General features: G+C 62.8%; 31 protein-coding genes. 13 read left to right on the top strand and 18 right to left on the bottom strand.

Annotated features, from left to right (window positions below; translation table 11 throughout):
• The first annotated feature begins 69 nt into the window (after positions 1 to 69).
• Positions 70 to 843 carry a DUF4145 domain-containing protein gene (locus IC608_RS09160; protein WP_210316282.1) on the top strand — a complete coding sequence of 258 codons (774 nt, stop codon included), beginning with the start codon at positions 70 to 72 and terminating at the stop codon, positions 841 to 843.
• Here the strand turns inward: IC608_RS09160 and IC608_RS09155 are convergent.
• From IC608_RS09155 to IC608_RS09105, 11 genes are all read right to left on the bottom strand, one after another.
• Positions 840 to 1,226 (bottom strand): hypothetical protein, encoded by a 387-nt coding sequence (locus IC608_RS09155; protein WP_191774719.1) that lies wholly within the window; start codon positions 1,224 to 1,226, stop codon positions 840 to 842. The two genes, IC608_RS09160 and IC608_RS09155, sit on opposite strands and share 4 nt — an antisense overlap.
• The gene (locus IC608_RS09150; RefSeq protein ID WP_191774717.1) at positions 1,226 to 1,513 is read right to left on the bottom strand and encodes a hypothetical protein; all 288 of its coding nucleotides are present in this window, start codon (positions 1,511 to 1,513) and stop codon (positions 1,226 to 1,228) included. The genes IC608_RS09155 and IC608_RS09150 overlap by 1 nt, the downstream gene beginning before the upstream one ends.
• A gap of 130 nt (positions 1,514 to 1,643) precedes the next feature.
• The gene (locus IC608_RS09145; protein ID WP_191774715.1) at positions 1,644 to 1,898 is read right to left on the bottom strand and encodes a hypothetical protein; all 255 of its coding nucleotides are present in this window, start codon (positions 1,896 to 1,898) and stop codon (positions 1,644 to 1,646) included.
• On the bottom strand, positions 1,895 to 2,614 hold the full coding sequence (locus IC608_RS09140) for an HK97 family phage prohead protease (protein ID WP_191774713.1): 720 nt from the start codon (positions 2,612 to 2,614) through the stop codon (positions 1,895 to 1,897). The genes IC608_RS09145 and IC608_RS09140 overlap by 4 nt, the downstream gene beginning before the upstream one ends.
• 4 nt (positions 2,615 to 2,618) lie before the next feature.
• Entirely contained in the window at positions 2,619 to 3,671 is a 1,053-nt protein-coding gene (locus IC608_RS09135) for a hypothetical protein (RefSeq protein WP_191774711.1), read from the bottom strand.
• A 66-nt stretch (positions 3,672 to 3,737) separates the two neighbouring features.
• Complete coding sequence (locus IC608_RS09130; RefSeq protein ID WP_191774708.1) at positions 3,738 to 3,944, bottom strand: hypothetical protein; 207 nt, start codon at positions 3,942 to 3,944, stop codon at positions 3,738 to 3,740.
• 178 nt (positions 3,945 to 4,122) lie between these two features.
• Positions 4,123 to 4,386, bottom strand: a complete 264-nt coding sequence (locus tag IC608_RS09125) for a hypothetical protein (RefSeq protein ID WP_191774706.1) — start codon at positions 4,384 to 4,386, stop codon at positions 4,123 to 4,125.
• Positions 4,383 to 4,814: a DUF6074 family protein gene (locus IC608_RS09120; RefSeq protein WP_191774705.1), complete on the bottom strand. Its 432-nt coding sequence runs from the start codon at positions 4,812 to 4,814 to the stop codon at positions 4,383 to 4,385. Before IC608_RS09120 ends, IC608_RS09125 begins: the two co-directional genes overlap by 4 nt.
• A complete protein-coding gene (locus IC608_RS09115) occupies positions 4,811 to 5,368 on the bottom strand; it encodes a helix-turn-helix domain-containing protein (RefSeq protein ID WP_191774702.1) in 558 nt (185 codons plus the stop codon). The genes IC608_RS09120 and IC608_RS09115 overlap by 4 nt, the downstream gene beginning before the upstream one ends.
• A gap of 3 nt (positions 5,369 to 5,371) precedes the next feature.
• Positions 5,372 to 5,635: a hypothetical protein gene (locus IC608_RS09110; RefSeq protein ID WP_191774700.1), complete on the bottom strand. Its 264-nt coding sequence runs from the start codon at positions 5,633 to 5,635 to the stop codon at positions 5,372 to 5,374.
• Positions 5,625 to 5,828 (bottom strand): DNA-binding protein, encoded by a 204-nt coding sequence (locus IC608_RS09105; protein WP_191774699.1) that lies wholly within the window; start codon positions 5,826 to 5,828, stop codon positions 5,625 to 5,627. The genes IC608_RS09110 and IC608_RS09105 overlap by 11 nt, the downstream gene beginning before the upstream one ends.
• Between IC608_RS09105 and IC608_RS09100 the strand changes: the two genes are divergently transcribed.
• Positions 5,827 to 6,111 (top strand): hypothetical protein, encoded by a 285-nt coding sequence (locus IC608_RS09100; RefSeq protein ID WP_191774697.1) that lies wholly within the window; start codon positions 5,827 to 5,829, stop codon positions 6,109 to 6,111. The two genes, IC608_RS09105 and IC608_RS09100, sit on opposite strands and share 2 nt — an antisense overlap.
• Before the next feature lie 138 nt (positions 6,112 to 6,249).
• Here the strand turns inward: IC608_RS09100 and IC608_RS18570 are convergent, their stop codons facing one another.
• The gene (locus tag IC608_RS18570; RefSeq protein ID WP_428054910.1) at positions 6,250 to 6,495 is read right to left on the bottom strand and encodes an Arc family DNA-binding protein; all 246 of its coding nucleotides are present in this window, start codon (positions 6,493 to 6,495) and stop codon (positions 6,250 to 6,252) included.
• A 63-nt stretch (positions 6,496 to 6,558) separates the two neighbouring features.
• On the opposite strand from IC608_RS18570, the gene IC608_RS09090 reads away from it, so the two are divergent.
• The 5 genes from IC608_RS09090 to IC608_RS09070 all read left to right on the top strand — a co-directional run bounded on the left by IC608_RS09090 (position 6,559) and on the right by IC608_RS09070 (position 10,046).
• Complete coding sequence (locus IC608_RS09090) at positions 6,559 to 7,023, top strand: Arc family DNA-binding protein (RefSeq protein WP_210316280.1); 465 nt, start codon at positions 6,559 to 6,561, stop codon at positions 7,021 to 7,023.
• A gap of 62 nt (positions 7,024 to 7,085) precedes the next feature.
• Positions 7,086 to 7,412 (top strand): Rap1a/Tai family immunity protein, encoded by a 327-nt coding sequence (locus IC608_RS18565; RefSeq protein WP_191774695.1) that lies wholly within the window; start codon positions 7,086 to 7,088, stop codon positions 7,410 to 7,412.
• A 41-nt stretch (positions 7,413 to 7,453) separates the two neighbouring features.
• Positions 7,454 to 7,900, top strand: coding sequence for a hypothetical protein (locus IC608_RS09080; protein WP_191774693.1), 447 nt, complete (start codon positions 7,454 to 7,456; stop codon positions 7,898 to 7,900).
• Entirely contained in the window at positions 7,900 to 9,132 is a 1,233-nt protein-coding gene (locus IC608_RS09075; protein WP_191774691.1) for a tyrosine-type recombinase/integrase, read from the top strand. The genes IC608_RS09080 and IC608_RS09075 overlap by 1 nt, the downstream gene beginning before the upstream one ends.
• Positions 9,129 to 10,046, top strand: coding sequence for a DUF4238 domain-containing protein (locus tag IC608_RS09070; protein ID WP_345890873.1), 918 nt, complete (start codon positions 9,129 to 9,131; stop codon positions 10,044 to 10,046). Before IC608_RS09075 ends, IC608_RS09070 begins: the two co-directional genes overlap by 4 nt.
• A 159-nt stretch (positions 10,047 to 10,205) precedes the next feature.
• Here IC608_RS09070 and IC608_RS09065 read toward each other — a convergent pair whose 3' ends face one another.
• Both IC608_RS09065 and IC608_RS09060 read right to left on the bottom strand, forming a co-directional pair.
• Positions 10,206 to 10,898, bottom strand: a complete 693-nt coding sequence (locus tag IC608_RS09065) for an HdeA/HdeB family chaperone (protein WP_191774687.1) — start codon at positions 10,896 to 10,898, stop codon at positions 10,206 to 10,208.
• Positions 10,899 to 11,144: 246 nt separating this feature from the next.
• A complete protein-coding gene (locus IC608_RS09060) occupies positions 11,145 to 11,315 on the bottom strand; it encodes a hypothetical protein (RefSeq protein WP_191774685.1) in 171 nt (56 codons plus the stop codon).
• A 181-nt stretch (positions 11,316 to 11,496) separates the two neighbouring features.
• Here IC608_RS09060 and IC608_RS09055 point away from each other — a divergent pair, with 181 nt between their 5' ends.
• The 3 genes from IC608_RS09055 to IC608_RS09045 are packed head-to-tail and all read left to right on the top strand — an operon-like array spanning position 11,497 to position 14,477.
• The gene (locus IC608_RS09055; protein ID WP_191774683.1) at positions 11,497 to 12,435 is read left to right on the top strand and encodes a Bug family tripartite tricarboxylate transporter substrate binding protein; all 939 of its coding nucleotides are present in this window, start codon (positions 11,497 to 11,499) and stop codon (positions 12,433 to 12,435) included.
• Positions 12,432 to 12,914 (top strand): tripartite tricarboxylate transporter TctB family protein, encoded by a 483-nt coding sequence (locus IC608_RS09050; RefSeq protein ID WP_191774681.1) that lies wholly within the window; start codon positions 12,432 to 12,434, stop codon positions 12,912 to 12,914. Before IC608_RS09055 ends, IC608_RS09050 begins: the two co-directional genes overlap by 4 nt.
• Positions 12,915 to 12,929: 15 nt before the next feature.
• Complete coding sequence (locus IC608_RS09045; RefSeq protein WP_191774679.1) at positions 12,930 to 14,477, top strand: tripartite tricarboxylate transporter permease; 1,548 nt, start codon at positions 12,930 to 12,932, stop codon at positions 14,475 to 14,477.
• Positions 14,478 to 14,634: 157 nt separating this feature from the next.
• Here IC608_RS09045 and IC608_RS09040 read toward each other — a convergent pair whose 3' ends face one another.
• The 4 genes from IC608_RS09040 to IC608_RS09025 form a co-directional block, all read right to left on the bottom strand.
• Positions 14,635 to 14,805 (bottom strand): hypothetical protein, encoded by a 171-nt coding sequence (locus tag IC608_RS09040; RefSeq protein ID WP_191774677.1) that lies wholly within the window; start codon positions 14,803 to 14,805, stop codon positions 14,635 to 14,637.
• Positions 14,806 to 14,968: 163 nt separating this feature from the next.
• A complete protein-coding gene (locus tag IC608_RS09035) occupies positions 14,969 to 17,431 on the bottom strand; it encodes a sensor histidine kinase (RefSeq protein ID WP_191774675.1) in 2,463 nt (820 codons plus the stop codon).
• Positions 17,432 to 17,446: 15 nt separating this feature from the next.
• The gene (locus tag IC608_RS09030; RefSeq protein ID WP_191774673.1) at positions 17,447 to 18,118 is read right to left on the bottom strand and encodes a response regulator transcription factor; all 672 of its coding nucleotides are present in this window, start codon (positions 18,116 to 18,118) and stop codon (positions 17,447 to 17,449) included.
• 71 nt (positions 18,119 to 18,189) lie between these two features.
• On the bottom strand, positions 18,190 to 18,357 hold the full coding sequence (locus IC608_RS09025; protein ID WP_191774671.1) for a hypothetical protein: 168 nt from the start codon (positions 18,355 to 18,357) through the stop codon (positions 18,190 to 18,192).
• Between the two features lie 215 nt (positions 18,358 to 18,572).
• On the opposite strand from IC608_RS09025, the gene uxaC reads away from it, so the two are divergent.
• The 3 genes from uxaC (at position 18,573) to IC608_RS09010 (ending at position 21,557) form a co-directional block, all read left to right on the top strand.
• Positions 18,573 to 19,991, top strand: a complete 1,419-nt coding sequence (gene uxaC, locus IC608_RS09020) for a glucuronate isomerase (RefSeq protein ID WP_191774668.1) — start codon at positions 18,573 to 18,575, stop codon at positions 19,989 to 19,991.
• 194 nt (positions 19,992 to 20,185) lie between these two features.
• Positions 20,186 to 21,034, top strand: a complete 849-nt coding sequence (locus tag IC608_RS09015; protein ID WP_191774666.1) for an aminoglycoside phosphotransferase family protein — start codon at positions 20,186 to 20,188, stop codon at positions 21,032 to 21,034.
• A complete protein-coding gene (locus tag IC608_RS09010; RefSeq protein ID WP_191774664.1) occupies positions 21,021 to 21,557 on the top strand; it encodes a CAP domain-containing protein in 537 nt (178 codons plus the stop codon). Before IC608_RS09015 ends, IC608_RS09010 begins: the two co-directional genes overlap by 14 nt.
• Positions 21,558 to 21,583 lie beyond the last annotated feature (26 nt).

Below are 21,583 nucleotides of genomic sequence, written 5' to 3'. Positions count from 1 at the left end.
GGCAGCGCCACGCGACAAGGGCGCGACATGAACGGCATGGCGCATAATGCCCCGAAGATGTGAGGACACATGGCCAACGACGCGCAATGGACTTGCCCTTTTTGCGGCTACCGCCAGATACTTTCCGCCGACAATATGAGCCGGTACGTCGATCCGCTCCGCATAGGTAAGACCGTTCACGGCACCGTCGGCTTGTGGCACACGGCAATCCGCTGCGTGAACGATGACTGCAATCTGGTAACCCTAGACGTGTCGCTCAACGCAGTGAGCTACGTGGGAGGCGCGGGGACTGGCTACAAAAGTACGGGAGAAATCGTGCGCGTGCGACTAGCCCCTCGCTCAAGTGCGAAGCCTCAGCCGGAGTACATCCCCTCCCCAATAAGGGAAGACTACGAGGAAGCTTGCCTAATACTGGCGGACAGCCCAAAGGCGTCGGCAACCCTCTCTCGCCGCGCTCTGCAGGGAATGCTCCACGACTTCTGTGGAATTGTGGAAAAGAACCTGTTTACAGAGATCACGACCTTAGAAGCCCGGCTCAAAGACGGTACCGCCCCAAAAGGCGTTGAAGAAGAGACTATCGCTGCCATTCATGCGATCCGGAAAATCGGCAACATCGGCGCGCACATGGAGTCCGACATCAACGTTATTGTCGATGTGGACGCCGGGGAAGCGCAGGCCTTGATCGACCTAATAGAAATGCTTTTTGACGAGTGGTATGTGGCGAGGCACACTCGACAAGAGAAACTGGCCCGAATTCTAAAGATTGACGGGGCGAAGCAGGCAGCCAGAAAATCACGGCCAGAAATGCCGGCCGCACTCCCGTCACCTGAAGAGCAAAACTAAGTCCGAGGGACCTGCCGGCGCTGACCAGGCCCGTCACGCCTGTCGAGCAGGCTCCCGTAGTATTGCGAGCTCCGCCACCGCATGCTTTGCAGTCCCGCCACGCTTGCCTTGACCACTGCTAGGTCAATGTCCGGTCGTAGCTCCCGACTTTCGGCCGCCAGCTCCCACATAGCCTCGACCCTGGCTGATGCCAGCAAGCGAGCCTCGGGCGGGTTGCCGGTATCGGCGGCATAGTCCGCCAGGCGCTTGACGTCGCCAATGCCCAGAACGCGATCGATGGCGGGTTTCACCACCCCCTCGATGCGCTCTCGGGGCTGCTGATCATGGATGCCGACACCACGGTAGGTTTCGAGAATGACGATTCGGTCTTCGGCTTGGGTCATCAGTTTGGCCTTCCTGATCTCTGCATGATTGCCAGGGCGCGGCGCGTCACCTCGTCCATGGGCGGTTCGTCGTCTGGTTGGGCTGGGGGCTGACCTGGCCGCCCCATCAGCGCCTTGGCGGCCTGGACGCGGGCGCCAGCGGGCGCTTCCTTGTCAGCGGCGATCTCTGCCAGGACAGCGCGCGGATCGATCTCGACCGGCTCCACCGGTGCCAGCTTGGGCGTCGGGGTTTTGGTAGGGGTTTTCTTGGGTCGCCCTGCCTTCATACCCGTTGGTTTGTATGGCATTTCAGATTCCGGTCGGGGTTTCGGTAGGGGTTTCCAATTTATTCCAACCGCGCGCGCAGATTCTGCGGATGAGGCCGCCGTGGGTCCGGAAAGCGAGGGGCTTCCAGACTTTCGCCCGCCCCGCCCCCCATCATTGCACCCGGTAGCTGGGCGCATCAGGCGCCAGGATGGCGCGGGCGATGTGATGGACGATCCACCGCAGTTCCGCCTGATCGGGTTTGCGCTGGTGGAAAATCATGAATTCGGCCACTGCTTCGGCGCTCACCTTGCCCATCAGGTCAAACTGTTCTGGCGTGAGGGCGTAGAGAATATTGCCGGGGCGCCCGGCTCGATCTTCGGCCGCCCCGGCTTGCGCGCCACCATGAGCAACATGGCGCGTGTTCATAGGCCCAGCCTCCGCTCAAGCTCCGCAATGCGTTCTCCCTGCCAGCGCATGTGCAGAGCCACGGTGAATTGCTGGTGCATCAGGAGCTCCATGGTCGCGGGCTGCTTTGTGCCGGCGCCGACCTTCTGTCGAAAGTCCGCCATCCTCTGTTCGACATAACCCGTCATGATCAGATCCCGGGTTTCAGGAGGAAGGTCGCGGGGGTACGCCACTCCACCATGAACAGGCGCCTCTGGCCGTTCGCCTTTCTCGTCGTAGAACTTCACGGCCGTGATGGTGGCGTCCTGGTTGGCCGGGACGCTGACTAGGGACAGCTCCAGCACCTCGACCCTCTTGAACCGGGCTCCGCCGCCTGGCAGGGCCTCTACGGCTCCGTCCAGGGCACGGAAGCCGATGGACACGGCGCGCACCACACCAGCGCGCACCGAATGCCATGCCTCGTCCACGCGGTCTCGGAACGTGCCGGCGTCGGTGACCTTCGGCAATTGGGCTGTAAACTTGACGCCTTCCTTGGTCGGCCGCTGGAAATTCACCGTGCCCACGGGCTGGTCATGGCGATGCATCCAAAGCAGCGGGGACGGGTTTTTGAACTTCACGCCCAACGGCTCGATAATGTCGCCCACACGGTCCACGCTGGGCGTCGTTGCCCAGCCCTCAATGGTGCGGGCTTCTTCGTCCACCGCCTTGACGGTCAAGAGGCTGTAGGCGCGGTCCATGATGTCAGCTCCCCGAGTATGCGCCGCCCCAGGTGGCGCCAGTGACAACGGCCGAGGCGCTATTCTCGAGGCGATGAACGCCGAACATGGCCACCGCCTTAAGCGCCACAGCTCCCGTCTGGAACATGCTGACTTGCGCAGCGCCGGCGCCGGTGATTGCGTTTTGCTGAAGCGCCGCGTCGAGCATTTCGACGGTGGCCTGGCCGCTGGCGTCGATGTCGATGTTTTCGCTCTGGCCTGCAAACCGAGATGCATCGAGCAGCGCTACCTTGCCAGCGCCGATGGAACTGGACGGCATGGCCGGAATGCCCTTGATGGTGCCACCGGTTGGGGTCAAGTCGGGGAAGGCGAAGCCGCCCGCCAAGTTGAGCACCATTGATGCCGCCCTCTGGATCGGAGGATCGATGGCCAGCACCAAGCGGCTTGCCGTGGTCGGCGCGACTGCGTCGAGCAGTGCTTTCAGGTCCGCTGCGATGCTATCGAGATCGCCACCGGTCGATGGAATGGCAGTCGTGTCACCGTCAATCGCATGGGCGAAGAACTCGGTGTCGACGGCCGCGCCAACAGCCAGGCGCAGCGCTCTGGTCAAGATCGCCTCGGCACTGCCCGCCTTGAGCAGTTCCCGGGTTACCACGGCGAGTGAGGCGGCTTTGATGGGCTCCAGATAGGTCCGATCGAAACCAGCGCTGGTGACGGGGATTGGCTGGCCTTCTCCCACGATCCAGCCGGTCGCCTGCATGGCAAGCATTTCGACCCAGGTGCGCAGTGGCAAGCGGACCATGCCGTCCGCCAAGAGGGCATAGAACACGCTGTCACGCTTCATCAGCTCGACAAAGGCGCCAACGATGACGCTCTGATCCACCAGCGCGGTTTCGTCCGTGCCAATGCCGCCAACGGCCGCCTTCAGAAACCGCTGCACGCGGTCCGAGGCCATGCTAGCAGCGATGGTTTGGGTATCGCCTTGGCCATCGGCCGCCAGGCCCTTCACGCGGGCGATCTGGGCAATGCCGGCACTATCGACGGAATAGCGATCCGCCACGCTCAAGAGGGCTTTCAATGCTGGTATCTCCGAATTGATGTTGGTCGAATCATGCCACGTTCGGAAAAGCCGTGGCGTTACGCGTCACACCTTGACCACCTGCCAGCCGTCGATTGCGCGCTCCAGCGCCCGGCGCAAGGTTTCCGGGTCGTCGGTGCCTGCGGGCGGCAAATGCCCGGCCTCAGACAGCACCGCCTCGACATGGGCCACGTCCACCTCGACTGTCATGACGCGCTTGCCCTGGCGCTGTCGCTGCCGATGCCGGCGCTGCCGTTCCGCTGAACTGGTCACCACCGCACCTCAGTGCTCGCTTCGTGACAAGTCTCCCCCTATGGGGGAGGGCCGAACTTTTGTGTTTGGATTTGATCTCAGTGCGAACGCAACTTGCCCACCGGTCCTGCCCGGTGGGCACTGGGAGTTTTCCCTTACCCCCCGCCTCATGCCGCACCTGCCAGTTCGGCCTTGGCCTTCATGACTGCGCCTCGGGTACGTCGACCCAATAGCCCGCTACGCCTTCCGCCATATCCTTTCGCACTGCCGAAAGGCACCTGATCAGCTCGTCCAGGTTGCTGGGCCCGTTGACGTAGACCGTGCCTTCCCCATCTCCGCCGCTGTCCTTTTGGGTCAGGAGCAACACCCCATCAGGAAGCAGCGAGATCTGGATCTGGTCTTGATGGACCACCGCAATGCGTGGCTGCGAAATGATCATCGAGGGGTCTGCTTTCGGTTTCATGCTGCACCTGGTCCGCTTTGTTGCTGGGAGAGCTGCCACGACACTGCGGCATGGAAATCATTGATCTGCTGCTGACACTCATCAGGCGTGGCACCGCGGCTGCGCATCTGGGCGAAGAGCGTGTTGACCGTGCTTGTCCAAAGATTCTGCCGGCCGCGCTCGGTCTTCCTCTCGTGGAGCAAGCTGCTGACCTTTTCGACCCGTGGCTGCCACAGGCGTGGAGCCCATACCTCGGTGGGGAACCGGAGAATGATTGTTCCGTCCCGGCCAAGGCGATGCTGCGCATCGGAAGGAAGAGGGTTTTTGTGCACGGGAGCCGGTGCAGGAAGGGCTTGCTTGCTACGGCGCTTTTTGGTGGCGCGCTGCGCAAGCCCTTCTCCCCCAGCATTGGCGAACAGGTCCAACTGCCGTTCGTCGGTGTCGATCATGACGCCCTCCGCTGCACAGGGGGTATGGTAGATCTATATGTGTCCCGCTGGAGGGACGCTAAATCGGCTGATTTCGGCTTTTCAGTCCCTGTGGCGTGACGCAAAGTCGATTTTCTGGCTTCGTTCACCGTTTGTGTCCCACCAGCGGGACTTAGTGTCCCACCAGCGGGACTTACGATTTTTCGATTTGACCTCGACATGAAGGTCTTAAGAGCCACCTGGCCGGTTCGATCATCGGGCAGTTCGGTGAGAAGCCATTCGGTCGCCCGGCGCCCATTCTGACGGAAAGCCCCCTTGGTTGCCGGCTCAATAAAGCCAGCATCATGAAGTTCCTTGATCGCTCGATTTGCGACGTTGCGGCCAACGTTGATGGCGTCGGCCGCCTCCCGCACGCCCAGCCCGATCATGCCGTTGTTTGAACCGTTGAAGCGGTCCCGGAGCTCGAAATAGACGGCACGGGCATTGGGTGAGAGTTCGCGCCACGATGGGGAACGAACCACCCAGCGCGGCAACATCACGAAAGGCGGCGACTTCTGTCGGCGTGTCCTGCCCATTCTCTACCTCGGCATATGGGTTGGGCAGCGCCAGGACAGGGCGAAGGGCTGCGCGGGGTTGGCGATGTAGGCTTCCACGCCTTCCGCCGCTTCACAGACTTCGCAGGGGCCGCGTTCGATCCTGCCATCACGCAAGGCGACGGCCACCGCAAGGCGGGCGCGCTCGGGGCTATAGGCAGGCCGCGAGGGCGTTCGCATGACACGAATACCTTCGGCCGGCGGCCAGAGGGTGCGATAGCGCCGGGGGCGGGCATGGCTATGCCGCATGGTCCGCCTCCCCTTCGAAATAAGCCCTCAGCCGAGTCAGGGACGCCACCCAGCGCCCATTGACCTTGCGGCCGGGGATTTCACCCCGGCTCAACATGTGCTTCGCCTGCCGCTCGCTGCGGCCGATAGCTTTGCCGATGGCGTCGGCGCCCCATACGAGGTCGAGGGATGGGGTTTGCTGGTCAGGCTGCATGGCTTGGCCCCTCGAGTTCGACAATGCTGATTTCGAGGTCCAGGCCGTTGCCAATGGCCCCGGTCTTGGTCCAGCCCAGCCACGGTTCACCGGTGCCGTCATCCTCTCGGTCGGGTTCACCATCGTCCTGGTCGAGCAGGTTGATAGCGGCCTCAATGAGGTCTTCGAGATAGCGACGCTCTATGGGGCTCATGCTGCCACCGCCTTCCGCTCAAACATGACGTATCGGGGCATCCCGTCTGTCACTTCGCCGGGGCAGACCATGCGCGAAACGGCGCAATGATCGATCGATGGGTCTATTGCCTGTGCGGCCCTTCTAAGGGCGATAACCGCCTCAATGAAACGCTGTTCGGCATCCTCTCGGCTTGCGTCTCTGAGCGCGCCGGTGCTATTCTCACAGGTGAGCATTGATCACATTCCTTCAACGGGGTTGGTCGGGTTCCTGGTCCGGAGCGATGCCAGTCGCTGCCGGACCATTTTCATTTTCGGCCGCCAGTGCACGGTCGAGGTAGTGGACGATCTCCGAATTCATTGACCGTCGATTTGCTTCCGCTCGCTCACGGATACGCTCCCGCATGTCAGGCGGGATGCGAATGTTCACTTGGGGATCACTACGCGCCAATTTGTTGCCTCTCCGTTCTTGGTAGCACGGTAGTAACCGTATCACCGTAATACGCTTGACCGCAAGAGGCGTGTACTACAGTGCTACTATCAGCATTGGAGAGATGATGTGGCCATAAAGACGGGGCGTGGCGCAGACCAATTTATGGTGCGTTTCCCGCCAGATATGCGAGACCTGATCCGTGATACGGCGGACGCCAACGGGCGCTCCATGAACACGGAGATTATCGATCGCCTCGCTCAAACCTTCTCCCAAGCTCAAGGCTGGTCCGCCGAAGACGTGATAAAGCGCTTGGTTCTGGCCATGGACGAAAGTGCATCGGATTCGGAGAGAGCAGCCGCAAAATACCAAGCTCTGACATTCTTGGCGCGCGCCCCTATTGAGGCGGCCAAAGCGGTGAAAGCTTGGGAGGAGCTTCGGCCGGCTGGTCACAAGAAACAAAGGCTCTCACCGCTGGAGCTTGCGGAGATCGAGACAGTAATCGAAGCCATGTTGAAGCCAGAGATGGAGACCATTGTTCGCTACCTGCGCAATTCAGGGTGGACTGTGGAGCCGCCTGAGGCCGACGAGTGAGCGTCCGCAAGCGCACCTGCATCGCACAGGTGCCCTCCCGCGCTACGCGCATACGCGTGCACATGCGCGAGGCCGTTGCTGCATTGGCGCTTGTCCTGGCCTTGGCCACACCGGCCTTTGCACAGAGCCGGATGACATTCATCAACGGAAACGAGCTGCACGAAATGTGCCAGGTTGATCGTGCGAGGTGCGAGGGCTTCATCTGGGGTGTGGCTGATGCGCTTGAGGCAACTGCATGGCCCTCACCGCGATCATGCCGGCCGAAATCGGTCATAGCTGACCAGGTGGTCGATCTCGCGATACAGGCCCTTGCCGGCAAACCAGCGGAGCGGCATCGCCCGGCATTCGACTTGATCGCGGATGAAGTGGTGGGGCTATGGCCGTGTTAGATTTCCTATGCAGTCCCCAATTTTGGGGAGAAGTCGTCAAAATGGCGATGCAGTTCTTGGGCGCAATAGCCGTGGCTTGGCTAGCCGTCCGCTGGGCGCTCGGTCGATATAAGTCCGAAAAGCTGTGGGAGCGCCGTACCGCCGCGCTGTTTGACCTGCTGACAGCGGTGGCGGAGGTGCAACGAGTGAATTCAGAGTGGCTGCTGCAGGAACTTGTAAGGCACGATTTCAACAGCACATACGCAGAGCGACTTTCTAGTGCGTACTGGAGTGCAAAGCAGCGCATAGACGAAGTAGCGTCAATCGCTGACATCTTGCTGCCCGAAGCGCGCGACGCAATTTCCGATTTGCGCGCGGTTCTCGACAGGGACGGAACGCCAGACGACCCCTATCAAGAACTGCTGGAGGAAAGGGACGTGGCACTGCTTAAGGCCCGCAAGAGCTTGATAGAAATTGGCCGGGCCCGTATCGGAAAGGTGACGCACTAATGTCGGTCCGCAAGCGCACCTGGACCAGTAGGGGGGTCGAGAAATCCGCCTGGGTGGTCGACTATGTCGATAGCCAGGGCAAGCGGCGCTTGAAGACCTTCGAGCGCAAAAAGGAAGCTGACCAGTTTTCAGCCACCGCCACGGTTGAGGTGCGCGAGGGTGTCCATGTCGCCGACTCGGCCAGCGCCACAGTCAACCAGGCCGGCCGCCTCTGGATTGCCGCAAAGAGCAGGGCAGGGCGGGAGCGCTCCACCGTCGACCAGTACCGGCAACACCTCGATCTGCATATCGGGCCCTTCCTCGGTGAAACCCGCCTCAATGCCCTGACACTGCCAGCGCTGCGCCAGTTCGAGGAACGGTTGCTGGACGAAGGCCGCTCGCCGGCCATGGTGCGCAAGGTGGTGGTTAGCCTCGGCTCGCTCATTGCCGATGCCCAGGAGCGCGGCCTTGTGGCGCGAAACGTGGTTCGGGAGATGAGGGGGCGACGCGGATCGTCTGACAGGCGGGCAGAGAAGCGAGCCAAGGGCAAGCTGCGGGTTGGGGCGGATATTCCGACACCGGCAGAGGTCAAAGCCATTGTAGGGGCTCTGCGGGGCCGTTGGCGCCCGGTGCTGCTGACAGCCATCTTCACCGGTCTCCGCGCCTCCGAGTTGCGCGGCCTGCGCTGGGAAGACGTCGACGTTGACCGGAAGGTGCTGCACGTTCGCCAGCGCGCCGACCGCTTCAATGACATTGGCCAGCCGAAATCAGAGGCAGGAGAGCGCGAAGTCCCGTTGCCGCCAATCGTGGTCAACACGCTACGCGAATGGCGCCTGGTGTGCCCCCGGCGCGATACCGGCCGCAAGGATGATGAAGGCCAGCCGATCAAGGAACTGGATCTGGTGTTTCCGAACGGCAAGGGGAAGGTCGAGAGCCTCGCCAACATGATCAACCGCGGCTTGTTGCCGGCCCAGATCCGCGCGGGGGTCACTGTGGGGACTGGCGAGGTCGATGCCGATGGCCAGTCGATCCTTGCCGCCCGCTACACCGGCATGCACGCCCTCCGACACTTCTATGCCTCCTGGTGCATCAATCGACCCCAGGATGGCGGTTTGGGCCTTCCGCCGAAGGTGGTGCAGGAGCGGCTCGGGCATGCCACGATCAACTTGACCATGGACACCTACTCACATCTATTTCCGCGTGGCGAGGACCAAGACGAGCTAGAAGCGGCTGAGAGGTCGCTTCTCGGGTGAGACATCACTACGTCCCAAAGCTGCTGATGCGCCGATGGCTGTTTACAACCGATAAGGGCCAGTTGCGGTTGCCAGCTTACTATTGGGACAGTTGCGCCAACACTCTCAAGATGTTTCCGGCTGGGCTCGATCAGATCGGCGCTGGCGACGGCTTGTTTGCCTTTCAGACGGATCACCCCAGCGGCCGGGATGCCATTGAAACCACCTTCTTCCGAGACGTCGACAACTCCGCCGCAAGGGTTGTATCGCGCATGTTGAACGAGCCAGGGGCAGGACTGTCACCGCAGCAGAAGCTTGAATTTTCTGGGTTTCTTTTTTCTCTCGACGCTCGCCGTCCTCGCAATGTTTCCGAACTCATCCGTTTGGCTACGGAGCACTACAGAGAGGGACTAAATCAGGATGCAGAGATCGTTGCCCAGTTGGCGGAGCTGGGCGAAAACGCAAAGCCCGCGGACGTATGGGAGCGACTTTCGGGGCATCCAATGGAAGACCAGGCCCTACTCTCGGTCCAGTCCATGACCATGAACAAGGAAATGGCGAACAATCTTGTCAGTTGGCCATGGATGGTTCGACGCGATCTGGATGCCCTGGTCCTCTCCGACCGGCCGCTGATCCGTCATTTTGCGGTCAACGATCCGAACACGCTATGGGCAATTCCACTTTCCCCGACCGTCGCCTGGTTCGGCTCCCCCAATGTAGATCTCCTTCGCCGGCTAGAGCGACTTCCGCCGAGAAGGCTCGTCAACATGATAAACGTCGACAGCGCCCACCAGTGCGACCGGTATGTGCTGAGCCGAGAGCCGAGGGAGAAACTAGGCTGGCTTGCTCGAAGGCTGAAAGATCCAACACGAAAGACAGGGCCAGAGATCATCGATGGGCTGTGGCGGAACAGTCGCAACAAGGATGCAACATAAGGTCTGAGGGTCCTTTAAAACATGGCTCCCGCGCGGATTGAAAATCCGCGTGTCGCTGGTTCGATTCCGGCTCTGGGCACCAGCTCTCCTCCTTCGACCTTCTCCTTCTGCGACGCGTACGCGGCAGAAAAAAGGGAGCGAAACCGCTCCCCTCTCCTGTTATTTCGATTTCGATCCCGAACTTGTGGTGTCGCTCGAGGTATCGGATCCGCCGGACGAAGACGACGCGCTGGTGTCGTTCGCATTCGTGCTGGACGAATCCGACGCGGAACCATCAGAAGAGGCGCCACCTTGCTTGCGGCTCTCCTCGTCGAGCAGGTCCGAAACGGAACGGTCCGGGCTCTGACCACACGCCAAAATCAGCTGCTCGACCGGAATCTCGAAGTAACCGGTGATCTTGCCCACCTGGGCGCTGCTGTCGCCGGCGGCGTGGTCAGTAGAGGAGGACGAGGCGCTGTCTGACCCGGTCGTTGCGCTGTCGCTTCCTGAAGCTTGACCGTCCGTTGTTGCGCTGTCGCTGTTGGTCGAGCTGCTGTCGGAAGTGGAGGCGCTGTCGGAAGTGGAGCTACTGGATTCGCTCGACACGTCATTGCCGCCAGCGTTGAGCTCAGTCGTTTCTCCGTTCATCACCTCGCCGGCCAAACCAGCCCGGTGGCCCTGCGAATAACCGCTGATGAAATAGAGCACGCCCGGGACAGTGGCCGTGTCCATGGTGCTGATCTGTGCGCAGGTTATCTTGTCCGGGGTCGAGTCACTCTGGCCGGCCGAGTTCTGGTCCTGGGCGGCGACAATAGCCGTGGATGCCAGCAGCATCCCAGCTGCTGCGGACAAAACGCTCGTTCTTCTTGTCATGGGTCTCTCCTCAGTTCTTGGCGCGCGGTGTGCGCGTCAAAAAACGGAAGGGTCCAGGCACAGTTCCGAAAGCGGACGATCGGGAGCGTTCGTCTCACCTGAGTTAGGGGTGATGAAACCGCACCGCCTCTCGTCGATCCCACCTGTTTGCCGATCGGGCGGTCTGCGGGCCTGCGGATGGTGTTTTGAGCAATTGGCAGGTATTGGCTGCCCTCACGTCACGAGACGAAGGCAATGAAAGCATCATCAATTTGACGTTGGTTCAGCCCCTGGCTCTGGCACGCTCGGTGCCAGGTTTTCATCGCTGGTCGGCCCCGTTCCGCCCGTAGGCGCTTGGTTGAGCGATGTGAAGGCAACGGCGGCGACAACAATCACGACCACGGCCACCACGACGGCCATCAGGGTGTTCTTGTTCATGCGGTTTTCCTCATGCTGTTCCTCCAACGTCCCTGAACCCATAGGTTCGTTGGGCGCGGCGGAGGGCGTTGGAGGCGGGCTACTGCTGTAGCTTTCTTTCCTTGACAGGACGGTGACAGGCTGACCGACTAGGGTCGGGCTTACGAACGTAACAGCGTTCGCCTTGTTTCCGGGAGGAATTATGAACAAGCTGCTTCTCGCCGCGCTGGTTTCCAGCGCAATTGCCGTGCCTGCCTATGCGGCCGATTACACCATCATGGCCCCCGCTGCCCCCGGCGGCGGCTGGGACCAGACTGCCCGCTCCATGCAGCAGGCCCTGACTGAGGAGGGGATTTCGAGCAATGTCCAGGTCACTAACGTTCCAGGTGCCGGTGGCACTATCGGGCTGGCGCAGTTCGCCACGCAGGAAAACGGCAACCCCAACGCCCTGATCGTCGGCGGCTACGTGATGGTCGGCGCCATTCTCACCAATGCTTCGCCGGTATCGCTGGAAAACGTCACACCGATCGCCCGCCTGATCGGCGAAAGCGACGTCATCGTCGTGCCTGCCAATTCCGAACTGCAGACCATGGATGACCTGGTTGCCAAGCTGAAGGCTGAGCCGGGCGCCGTGTCCTGGGCCGGTGGTTCGGCCGGTGGCGTGGACCACATCGCGGCCGGCCTCATCGCGAAGGCCGTGGGCGTCGATCCCACCCAGGTCAACTACATCGCCTATTCCGGTGGTGGCGAAGCCCTCGCTGCCGTCCTCGGTGGCCAGGTGACAGTCGGCATTTCCGGCTATGGCGAGTTCGAATCCCAGATCGCCGCCGGTGAACTGCGCGCCCTGGCGGTCACAGGCTCCGACCAAGTGGAGGGTATTCCCACGCTCAAGGAGTCAGGCGTCGACGTGAACGTCGAAAACTGGCGCATGGTCGCCGCAGCTCCCGGCATCACCGAGGAGCAGAAGGCGTCGATCACTGCCGATATCGAGAAGATGGCCAATTCCGACACCTGGAAGTCCATCCTCGAAACCAATGGCTGGACCGACATGTACATGGCCGGTGACGAATTCAAAGCCCAGCTTGAATCCGACATCGAGTCCACCACCGCCGTTCTTAAAGACGTCGGCCTGGTGCAATGAGCTCCGGCACCGACCTGCAGCGCCGCCCCGATGGGGCGGCGCTTGTCATTGCGCTGATCCTGCTGCTCATTTCGCTGGTGATCTTCTGGCAGACGAGCACCATGCGCCTGCCACCCCTGCAGGCACGCGTCGGGCCCCAGGTCTTCCCCTACGGCATCGCCGCGGGTCTTTTCCTTCTCTCCATCGGCACCGCCATTTCCGCCTGGCGCGGGAAGTTTCCAGCTCGTACGCGCGACAACTATGGACCCGTGGCGTGGGTGATCGCGGGTTTGCTGGGGCAGATTCTTCTGGTCTCCTGGGCTGGCTTTGCCCTGGGCTCTGGAGTGCTTGTGGCTTGCACCGCCAAGGCCTTTGGGCGCGGCCCGCTCTGGTTCACCTTCCTCTGCGGCACCGTCTTCGCCCTCGTCATCTGGTTCATCTTTGCCCGCGGACTGCAGCTCTCGCTGCCGACAGGCCCGCTTGAGCGCCTCCTTCCCTGATCGGGTAGAACGACCATGGACACATTCGGACTTCTGGCCAATGGCCTTGCCGCTGCGATGCAGTGGCAGAACCTCATCTACGCCTTCATCGGCGTGACGCTGGGTACTGCGGTCGGCGTGCTGCCGGGCATCGGGCCGGCATTGACCGTGGCGTTGCTCCTGCCGGTCACCTACCGGCTCGATCCGGCCGGTTCACTGATCATGTTTGCCGGCATCTATTACGGTGGCATGTATGGCGGCTCCACCACCTCCATCCTGCTCAACACCCCCGGCGAAAGCGCCTCCATCGTCACCGCGCTCGAAGGCAACAAGATGGCCCGCAAGGGCAGGGGCGGCCCGGCATTGGCGACCGCCGCCATCGGCTCGTTCGTGGCCGGTCTCATCGCCACCCTGGCCCTGGCGTTCGTCGCGCCCTGGGTGGTGCGTATCGCGATCGCCTTCGGCCCTGCCGATTATTTCGCCCTGATGGTTCTCGCGTTCATCACCGTCTCGGCTGCCTTTGGCGACAGCCCCCTCCGCGGTATCACCGCGCTCTTCATCGGCCTTGGCCTGGGGGTCATCGGTATCGACCTCCAGACTGGCCAGGCGCGACTGTCCTTCGGCATTCCTGATTTGCTTGATGGCATCGAGGTCACCACCCTCGCCGTGGCGCTGTTTGCCATCGGCGAGACCCTAGCCATCGCCGCCACCTCGGCCAACGTCAAGGACGAGGTCATCGCGGTCAAGGGCTCGATCTGGATGACCCTGGAGGACTGGAAGCGCTCGTGGCCTGCATGGCTGCGCGGCGGCTTCATCGGCTTCCCGATCGGCGCCATGCCGGCCGGCGGCGCGGAGATCGGCACCTTCTTCTCCTACGCCGCCGAACGCCGCCTCACCAAACATCCGGAAGAATTCGGGGAGGGCGCCATTGAGGGCGTGGCTGGTCCTGAAGCCGCAAATAACGCTTCTGCCGCCGGAACCCTGGTGCCGCTTCTGACCCTTGGTTTGCCCACCTCGGCCACCGCCGCCATCATGCTCGCTGGCTTCCAGCAGTTCGGCCTCCAACCCGGTCCGCTGCTGTTCACCAGCAATGCTTCGCTGGTCTGGGCGCTGATCGCCAGCCTGCTCGTGGCCAATTTCATGCTGCTGGTGCTCAACTTGCCGCTGATCGGGCTTTGGGTGCGCCTCTTGACCATCCCCAAGCCCTGGCTCTACTCGGGCATCCTGCTGTTCGCTACGCTTGGCACGCTGGGCGCCAATGGCGCCATGTCGGGCAGCCTAGGCCCGATCCGTTTCTCATTCGAGCTGATGATGCTGCTTGGGTTCGGCATTCTGGGTTACGTGCTGCGCCGCTTCGGCTATCCGATCGCACCCGTGGTGATCGGACTTATCCTGGGGCCGCTCGCCGAGCAGCAACTGCGGCGCGCGCTAGCGATCAGTCAAGGCGATCCGGTCGTTCTGGTCCATTCGCCCCTTGCGATTGGCCTTTATATCGTGGCCGCTGCCGCCGTACTGGTGCCGCTCTATTTACGCCTGCGCGGCAAGGGCGAGGTGCTACGCCAACTCGCCGCCGACGAGGACTAACAAAAGACGAGGCCCGGCCGCCAGGGAGGGACTGGCAGCCGGGCCTCTTAATCGGCATGGTTCGGTGCGAGGTCGCCGAGGGAGGGCAGCGCCCTCGACCGTGGAGCATCAGGCAGCGACAAGCGGCGTTGTCGCGCCGGATGCGAGCATGGTGCTCTTAACGGCCGATCGAGCGGAACGCGGTTGGGTCGATGCCCAGGTCGCGCAGATGCTTGGCCTTGGGCGCCCGTCCGCCTTCCACTGCCGACGACACGGCAACAGCGCTGCCGAAGACCGTGGCAAAAGTGTCGAGGGTCGCAAAGAACTTGTTCTTGCGCGGGGCGTTCATCGGTCAATCCTTTCGCTGGACCCGGGACAATTCCCGGCTCGCTTCCATGCACCCTAGATGGGGTCGAGCCTCCTCTCCCGGTAGGGTCTCTTTGGTCAGCCCAGCCATGCGCTGAGCGTAAATCTTCTCGTGATGGCACCGCCCAGTGCCCAAGAAGCATGGGCTATGGTTTTGGAGAGACGATTTCCTGCCAGGTGTCGACGAACCGTTGCCGGCGCAACTGATCAAGCGCGACGAGAAGACTTGGTCCGAGCGGGATTGGTTGGATCACCCCCCGGCCTCGCGCCGCGATGGCTTCCTGCGTCCATTGTCCTTGCGTCCCTGGAACGACTGATCCCAGCGCCGTCGGCCCGGCCGCGATCCTTTGGCCGTCTGGGGACAGGGCGAAGTCGATAAAGGCGTGCGCGAGGTCGACCCGTTCTGCATCGCGCGGGATAAGCATGGACCGGGTCAGCGCCAGCACGTAGTCGTCGGGCACCACGATTTCTATGTTGGCACCCTCCGCCTGGCGGGCAAAGGCGTATGAGCCGAGAACGTTGTACCCGAGGGCCAGAGACCCGTCGGCGACGCCATTGAGGATAGCCGGGCTCGATCCCGAGAAACGGGCGCCGACGCGGCCGAATGCCGTTGTCAGGCGCCAGAAGGTGGAAGAGATGGTCTGGTCCTGCGCCGCCAGAAGATAGCCCACGCCTGAGAGTCCAATGTCGTAGGTGGCGACCTTGCCCTGGAACCGCTCTCTTTGCGTTTCCAGCAACTCCGCCAGTTTCAGGTGCGTGCGGGGGACCTCGTCGGCGGAAAGTTCGTCGGGATTGTAGATGATGACGGCAGGCTCGAAGGTGAATCCGAAAACTTCGTTGCGCCAATGCGCCCAATCGGGCAGGGCGCTGACGAAGGGGCTCTCATAAGCCTGCGCATAGCCGTCGTTGGCGAGCTTGAGCTGCAGGTCCGATGCGGAACTGATGATGAGATCAGGGGGCGATCCGAGCGTTCCCTCGATATAGCCCTGGTAAAGCGGCAGCGAGTCGAGCTCCAGATAGTGGACGCCCACTTCAGGATGGAGGCGTTGGAACCCTGCAATGAACTCGGCGAACAGGGGTGTATCCGTCGTCCCGACGATCGATAGGGTCGTGGTCGCCGAGCCATCTGGCGCTGGATAAATGGTCTCCGCAGCCCGCGTGTCGGGAACCGTCGCGGCGAGAAGGGCGACGGCCGCGATACACGCGCTCACCATCGTCGCTCCGCGCTGGCTCCGGCCGCGCCGCAACGCGGGCAGAGTAATCTCGACGTTGAGGCCGCCGCCTTCCCGGTTCCGCAATGCCAGGTCCCCCCGGTGTCCCGCAACAACCCGCGCCACAATCGAAAGCCCAAGGCCTGATCCAGTCGTCACGCGGCCAGCATGGCCTCGCTTGAAGCGCTGCAGCACCGTCTCCTTTTCCTCTTCCGCGATCCCCGGCCCCCGGTCCCCAACGACAAGAACCACGCGGTCCGCCTCGCGCCGGCCGCTGATTTCAACGGAGCCTGCGGAATAGATGAGGGCGTTGTCGACCACGTTGCGTACCATTTCGCGCAAGGCCACCCTATCCCCCCTCACTTCGGCCGCCGCGACGTCCTTGGGCAAAGCCACGGCCATCCGGCCCGCTTGATCCGGGTCGAGCCGATGCCGGACCTCCTCAACAACCGAGCCTAGCGACAGGGTTTCGATTTCCTGGCTCTCGAGCCGGTGCGATATCGTAGCATCCATCAGGAGCTGGCTGACCAGTTGGCTTGCTTGCACTGCGCCCTGATGGATGCGGCTGATGCGTCGCCGCAAGGCCTCCGGGTCCTGCTCGTCCATCGCCACCTCCGCCTGGGCCCGCAGCGAGGCAAGGGGCGTACGCACCTCGTGCGCCGCCTCGGCGACGAGGCCGCTGACGCGATCCATCGCGTTTCGAAGCCGGGCCATGAAGCCGTTGAGCGCGGATACCAGGTGCCCCACCTCCTCAGGAACCGGGACGCTGAGCGGCGACAGGTCGTCCGGTGCCCGCGCCCGCAGCTCATGCTCCAGCTCCGTTAGCGGCGCGAAGGTGCGCGAAATGCCGAACCACACCAGTCCCACCGCCAGAATGGTCAACGCGATCACCGGAAGCACCGCGTTGGAGAGGATTTCGTTCGCCAAAGCCTCGCGCTGGTTCTGCGTCTCGGCAACATGAATGGTCACCCAGCCCGTGTCGCTGGCCGTTGAAATCAGTCGCCCGATGCTCGCCACCCGCACCAGTTCATCTCGATACTGGACATCGATGAACCGCGGCTCAGCGCTCGTGGTCTCGTCCATGGCCTCTGCCAGATCCGCATAGCCGGTGACAGTGCGCCCCTCGGGATCCTCGACGGCATAGAAGACGCGGTCCTGCCCGGAAAACATCGCAAAGGCCGCGAACGGCATTTCCACGAATACCGTCTCGTTCTCCACCTGCACGGCGCCTGCGATGGTGAGGGCCGATGCTGCAAGGAGCCGGTCGAAGGCACGGTCCGAAGCGCGCTCGGCATAATCCCGGATGAAGACGATGAGCACCACCGCCGCCAGCAGCAGGAGCATGACGGCCAGCGCCAGGATGCGCCGCCGAATCGAGAAGGAACGGGTGCCCGTCATCGGCCCTGGGCTCGCCTACTCATCGCTGGCCCGGATCACGTAGCCCACGCCGCGCACGGTGACGATGCCGATGCGCGCGCCCTCGAGCTTCTTGCGGAGCCGCGAAATGTGCAACTCGAGTGCGTTGATCGAGACGTTCTCGTCGAAATTGAACAGCTGGTTCATCAGCCGCTCCTTGGGCACCACTTTCCCCGCGTGAGTGACGAGTATTTCGAGCAGCCGGAACTCCCGCTTCCCCAGATCCAGCACCGACCCTCCAACACTCGCGTTGAGCCCCGCCAGGTCCAGTTCAAGATCCCCCACCGAAACCGTGCTGGAGGTTTGCCCGCCGGTTCGTCGGATCAGCGCCCGCAGGCGTGCTTCGAGTTCGCGCAAGTCAAACGGTTTGACCAAGTAGTCGTCGGCGCCAAGGTCGAGCAGGCTCACCTTGTCGTCGATTTCCGAGCGGGCCGTCATGACCAGGATCGGCGCGTTGAACTTGCGGCGCCTGAGGTCCGCGATCAGGCTGATGCCGTCGCGGTTGGGCAGCATGAGGTCGAGTGCAACCGCGTCGTAGCTCTCGGTCTGCGCCGCCCCGACCACCTCTCCGCCGTCTCGCACCCAGTCCACCGTGTGGCCGGCCTTGCGCAGCCGCTGCTCTATGGCCTCGCCCAGATCCTCATTGTCTTCCACCAGAAGAATGCGCATGCCAAGCCGGTCCCCCGGCCGGACCATAGCGCAACGACCGGTCGAGGGAAGATCAACTTTCGCCAGATCGGTCAGAGCATCTGCGTCAGCATCGCACCGGCGACGGCCACCATTCCCAAAGCCGCAAGTCCAGAGACGAGCGCCATGGTCTGCGCACGGTGCACATGCAGCGTTCGCCGTGCCGCCTTGCGCGCGCTTGTGACATGGGGAACGGGTCCGTGAAGATCGAGATTGGCCATGCGCGCCCTCCAGGTTTCCGGCTCGCGACGAGCCGGTTTGCTTTGGGCAATCGCCTTTGAGATGGTGCGTTCTCGCCCGTGTCGCAACCTACGACGGCCCAGGGTGGGGACGAATTCACAGCCGCGAACGCGGTTAATTTACATAAAAAGCCACAGACTTCCGATCTTGTATGGAAGACATTGAAGTGCTGCGGGGAACATGGCACAACCGCGCCATGACCCAGCCATCCCACCTTCACCCCGACCGCCTGTTTCCCGCCTCGGAACCGGCCCATTCCATCGCCCGGGACCTGTACCCAGCGGTGCGTGACCTGCCCATCGTGAGCCCGCACGGCCATACCGACCCGGCGTGGTTTGCCCAGAACCAGCGCTTTTCGAGCCCCACGGCGCTCTTCCTGACGCCCGATCACTACGTCCTGCGCATGCTCAAAAGCCGCGGCATCGACTATGACGCGCTTGGCATTCCGCGGAAGGACGGCAAGCCGGTGGAAGCCGACGGCCGCAAGGCCTGGCAGCTGTTTGCCGAAAACTACTATCTCTTCCAAGGCACCCCTTCGAAGACCTGGATCGACCACTCCCTGGAGGCCGTGTTTGGCATAAAAGAAGAGCTCTCCGGCGGGACCGCCGATAGCATCTACGCCGAAATCGATCGTCAACTGGCAACGCCAGAGCTTCTCCCGCGCGCCATTCTCGGACGCTTCAACGTCGAAGTGATTGCGACCACGGAGTTTGCGCTCGATCCGCTCACGCACCACCAGTCGATGGCGGAGCAGGGGCTGATCGGACAGGTGCGCACAACCTATCGGCCAGACGACGTCACCGATCCCAGCCGCCCCGCTATCATCGAAAACCTCAAGAGATTCGGTGAGGTCACGGGCGAGGACGTCACCAAATGGGACGGTCTCATCAACGCCCATCGCAAGCGCCGCGAGTACTTCCGGCGCTTCGGTGCCGTTGCCACCGATCACGGTGTCCCCACTGCCAATACCGCCGATCTGTCGGCGCCGGAAAAACAGGCCCTCCTCGACAAGGTGCTGGCTGACCGCCACGACGCCAACGATGCCGAACTGTTCCGCGCCCAGATGATGACGGAGATGGCGCTGCTTTCGGTGGAAGACGGCATGGTCATGCAAATCCATGCCGGATCCCGCCGCAACACCGATCCGCTCCTGATGGCCGAGCGCGGCCCGGACCTCGGCGCCGACATTCCCGGTCCCACCGACTATGTGGGCGGCATGCGGGCCCTGTTGTCGCGCTGCGGTAATGAGCCCAATCTTCGCCTCATCATGTTCGTGCTCGATGAAACCACCTATGCGCGGGAACTGGCGCCGATGGCGGGGTATTGGCCCAGTCTCATGATCGGGCCGCCCTGGTGGTTCCACGATAGTCCCCAGGGCATCCGGCGCTACCTCGATCAGGTCGTGGAGACGGCCGGCTTCTACAATCTCGCCGGCTTCAACGATGACACGCGGGCCCTTTTGTCCATTCCCGCACGGCATGATGTCTGGCGCCGCGAAGTCTGTGGCTTCCTCGGGCGCTGGGTGGGTGAAAACCGCCTCAGCAAATCGAGCGCCGAGGAAATCGCCAAGCACCTGAGCTACCAGGCGGCAAAAGACGCGTATCGCATCAAGTAGAGCCTCTTCTACCGAAGTGAGAATGCACGGGCCGCCGGCCTCCAACTCCCTCTCCTCGTGGGGAGGGCCGGGGCGGGGGTGGAAGCCATAACCATGCCCGCGGGTACCGGTTCGCCCAACTTTCTTCACCTTCGCCCGGCACCGCTCACGAGCATGTCGAATAAAACGACGCCTTCTGCTCTAATGGCGCCATGATGAATCAGTCTCCCGCCGAAACGGCGCTTAGTCGCGCCATGATCCGCTGGTCGCTCACCAAGTCTACGCCCGTGGCCGAGACGCCGCGCAGCTGGATTTTCCGTGTCGAACAGAACGGACGCAATTTCGCTGCGCTCAAGATCCTCAAGCCCGGTGCAAGCGAGGAAGAGGGCAGGGGGGCGCGGCTCCTCCAGTGGTATGAGGGCGACGGCGCCGCCACCGTCTTCGACCTGCATGGCGATACCATCTTCATGGAATGGCTCGACGGCGGCACCCTGGGCGAGCCGGCGCGAAACGGCCATGACGATGAAGCCACGGCCGCGCTCTGCACCGTGGTCGCCAATCTCCATCGCCATCGCGCCGACCCCCCACCAGGCCTGCAGCCGCTGCGCGAGCGCTTCCAGCCCTTGTTCGATACCGATGTGCGAGCCTGGCCACACACGGCGCGCGACCTTTATGCGCGCGCTGCCGGCATTGCGCTCAAACTCTTCGACAAGCCCACGCCCGAGGTACCCCTGCACGGCGACCTCCACCACGACAACATCCTCTCCTCCGATCGCGGCTGGCTGGCGATCGACCCCAAGGGCCTCTACGGCGATCCGCATTACGAGGTGGCCAACGCCTTCCGCAATCCGGCCGGGGCAGGCAAGCTGATGTCGGACCCGCGCCGCATCCGCAGCATGGCCGATGCCTTTTCGGCCCGGCTGGGGCTCGAGCGCAAGCGTATCCTTGGGTTTGCCGCCGCCCATGCCGGGCTCAGCGTCTGCTGGGACCTTGAGGCGGGCAACCCCATCACCGGCGACCTGGCCGTGCTCCCCAACCTCCTGAGCGCCTATGACCTTGCCTGACCTTCCTGCCGGCGATGCGGTGCCCGTCTTCACCCGCCGCGCCCTGCTCGTCCTCGGCACGAGCGCCATCCTTGCGGCCTGCTCGTCGACCATTCCGCCGCTGCCCGCCGCTACGGATAACCGCCCGGAAAGCCTGTCGCGGGATCAGATCCTTGCCGCCATCAACAAGGTACGCGCAGCCAACGGCGCACCGCCCTGGAGCTACAATCCCCGCCTCGAGGCCGCGGCCCGGTCCCAGGCCCGCCTGATGGCGAGCAAGGATACGCTGAGCCACGACCTCGGCGTGACCTTGCGCCAGCGCGTGACGGAGGTCGGCTATCTCGGCGCCGTGGGCGAAAATGTTGCCAAGGGCTACAAGACCCTCCCCGAGGTCATCCAAGGTTGGCTCGGATCGGCTGGCCACCGCAACACGCTGCTCTCGCCAAAGTTCGTGGAGTTCGGCCTCGCCACCGCCCGGACCAGTTCCGGCAAACTCTACTGGGGCCTGATCGCCGGCGGCAGCTTCGACGCTTGGCGCGCCTGACCGCACCACCACCTATCGGCGTGCGG

It is taken from the genome of Devosia oryzisoli (assembly GCF_014837245.1).
Classification (GTDB): Bacteria; Pseudomonadota; Alphaproteobacteria; order Rhizobiales; family Devosiaceae; genus Devosia; species Devosia oryzisoli.
Note: the sequence above shows the minus strand (reverse complement) of the source record. Positions and strands in the feature narration are given on the sequence as shown.

Coding starts and splice junctions, on each gene's coding strand:
- IC608_RS09160 (WP_210316282.1), top strand. CDS start 70: ATGGCCAACGACGCGCAATGGACTTGCCCTTTTTGCGGCTACCGCCAG.
- IC608_RS09155 (WP_191774719.1), bottom strand. CDS start 1,226: ATGACCCAAGCCGAAGACCGAATCGTCATTCTCGAAACCTACCGTGGT.
- IC608_RS09150 (WP_191774717.1), bottom strand. CDS start 1,513: ATGCCATACAAACCAACGGGTATGAAGGCAGGGCGACCCAAGAAAACC.
- IC608_RS09145 (WP_191774715.1), bottom strand. CDS start 1,898: ATGAACACGCGCCATGTTGCTCATGGTGGCGCGCAAGCCGGGGCGGCC.
- IC608_RS09140 (WP_191774713.1), bottom strand. CDS start 2,614: ATGGACCGCGCCTACAGCCTCTTGACCGTCAAGGCGGTGGACGAAGAA.
- IC608_RS09125 (WP_191774706.1), bottom strand. CDS start 4,386: ATGAAACCGAAAGCAGACCCCTCGATGATCATTTCGCAGCCACGCATT.
- IC608_RS09120 (WP_191774705.1), bottom strand. CDS start 4,814: ATGATCGACACCGACGAACGGCAGTTGGACCTGTTCGCCAATGCTGGG.
- IC608_RS09115 (WP_191774702.1), bottom strand. CDS start 5,368: ATGGGCAGGACACGCCGACAGAAGTCGCCGCCTTTCGTGATGTTGCCG.
- IC608_RS09110 (WP_191774700.1), bottom strand. CDS start 5,635: ATGCGGCATAGCCATGCCCGCCCCCGGCGCTATCGCACCCTCTGGCCG.
- IC608_RS09100 (WP_191774697.1), top strand. CDS start 5,827: ATGGCTTGGCCCCTCGAGTTCGACAATGCTGATTTCGAGGTCCAGGCC.
- IC608_RS09105 (WP_191774699.1), bottom strand. CDS start 5,828: ATGCAGCCTGACCAGCAAACCCCATCCCTCGACCTCGTATGGGGCGCC.
- IC608_RS18565 (WP_191774695.1), top strand. CDS start 7,086: ATGCGCGAGGCCGTTGCTGCATTGGCGCTTGTCCTGGCCTTGGCCACA.
- IC608_RS09080 (WP_191774693.1), top strand. CDS start 7,454: ATGGCGATGCAGTTCTTGGGCGCAATAGCCGTGGCTTGGCTAGCCGTC.
- IC608_RS09075 (WP_191774691.1), top strand. CDS start 7,900: ATGTCGGTCCGCAAGCGCACCTGGACCAGTAGGGGGGTCGAGAAATCC.
- IC608_RS09065 (WP_191774687.1), bottom strand. CDS start 10,898: ATGACAAGAAGAACGAGCGTTTTGTCCGCAGCAGCTGGGATGCTGCTG.
- IC608_RS09060 (WP_191774685.1), bottom strand. CDS start 11,315: ATGAACAAGAACACCCTGATGGCCGTCGTGGTGGCCGTGGTCGTGATT.
- IC608_RS09055 (WP_191774683.1), top strand. CDS start 11,497: ATGAACAAGCTGCTTCTCGCCGCGCTGGTTTCCAGCGCAATTGCCGTG.
- IC608_RS09050 (WP_191774681.1), top strand. CDS start 12,432: ATGAGCTCCGGCACCGACCTGCAGCGCCGCCCCGATGGGGCGGCGCTT.
- IC608_RS09045 (WP_191774679.1), top strand. CDS start 12,930: ATGGACACATTCGGACTTCTGGCCAATGGCCTTGCCGCTGCGATGCAG.
- IC608_RS09040 (WP_191774677.1), bottom strand. CDS start 14,805: ATGAACGCCCCGCGCAAGAACAAGTTCTTTGCGACCCTCGACACTTTT.
- IC608_RS09035 (WP_191774675.1), bottom strand. CDS start 17,431: ATGACGGGCACCCGTTCCTTCTCGATTCGGCGGCGCATCCTGGCGCTG.
- IC608_RS09030 (WP_191774673.1), bottom strand. CDS start 18,118: ATGCGCATTCTTCTGGTGGAAGACAATGAGGATCTGGGCGAGGCCATA.
- IC608_RS09025 (WP_191774671.1), bottom strand. CDS start 18,357: ATGGCCAATCTCGATCTTCACGGACCCGTTCCCCATGTCACAAGCGCG.
- uxaC (WP_191774668.1), top strand. CDS start 18,573: ATGACCCAGCCATCCCACCTTCACCCCGACCGCCTGTTTCCCGCCTCG.
- IC608_RS09015 (WP_191774666.1), top strand. CDS start 20,186: ATGAATCAGTCTCCCGCCGAAACGGCGCTTAGTCGCGCCATGATCCGC.
- IC608_RS09010 (WP_191774664.1), top strand. CDS start 21,021: ATGACCTTGCCTGACCTTCCTGCCGGCGATGCGGTGCCCGTCTTCACC.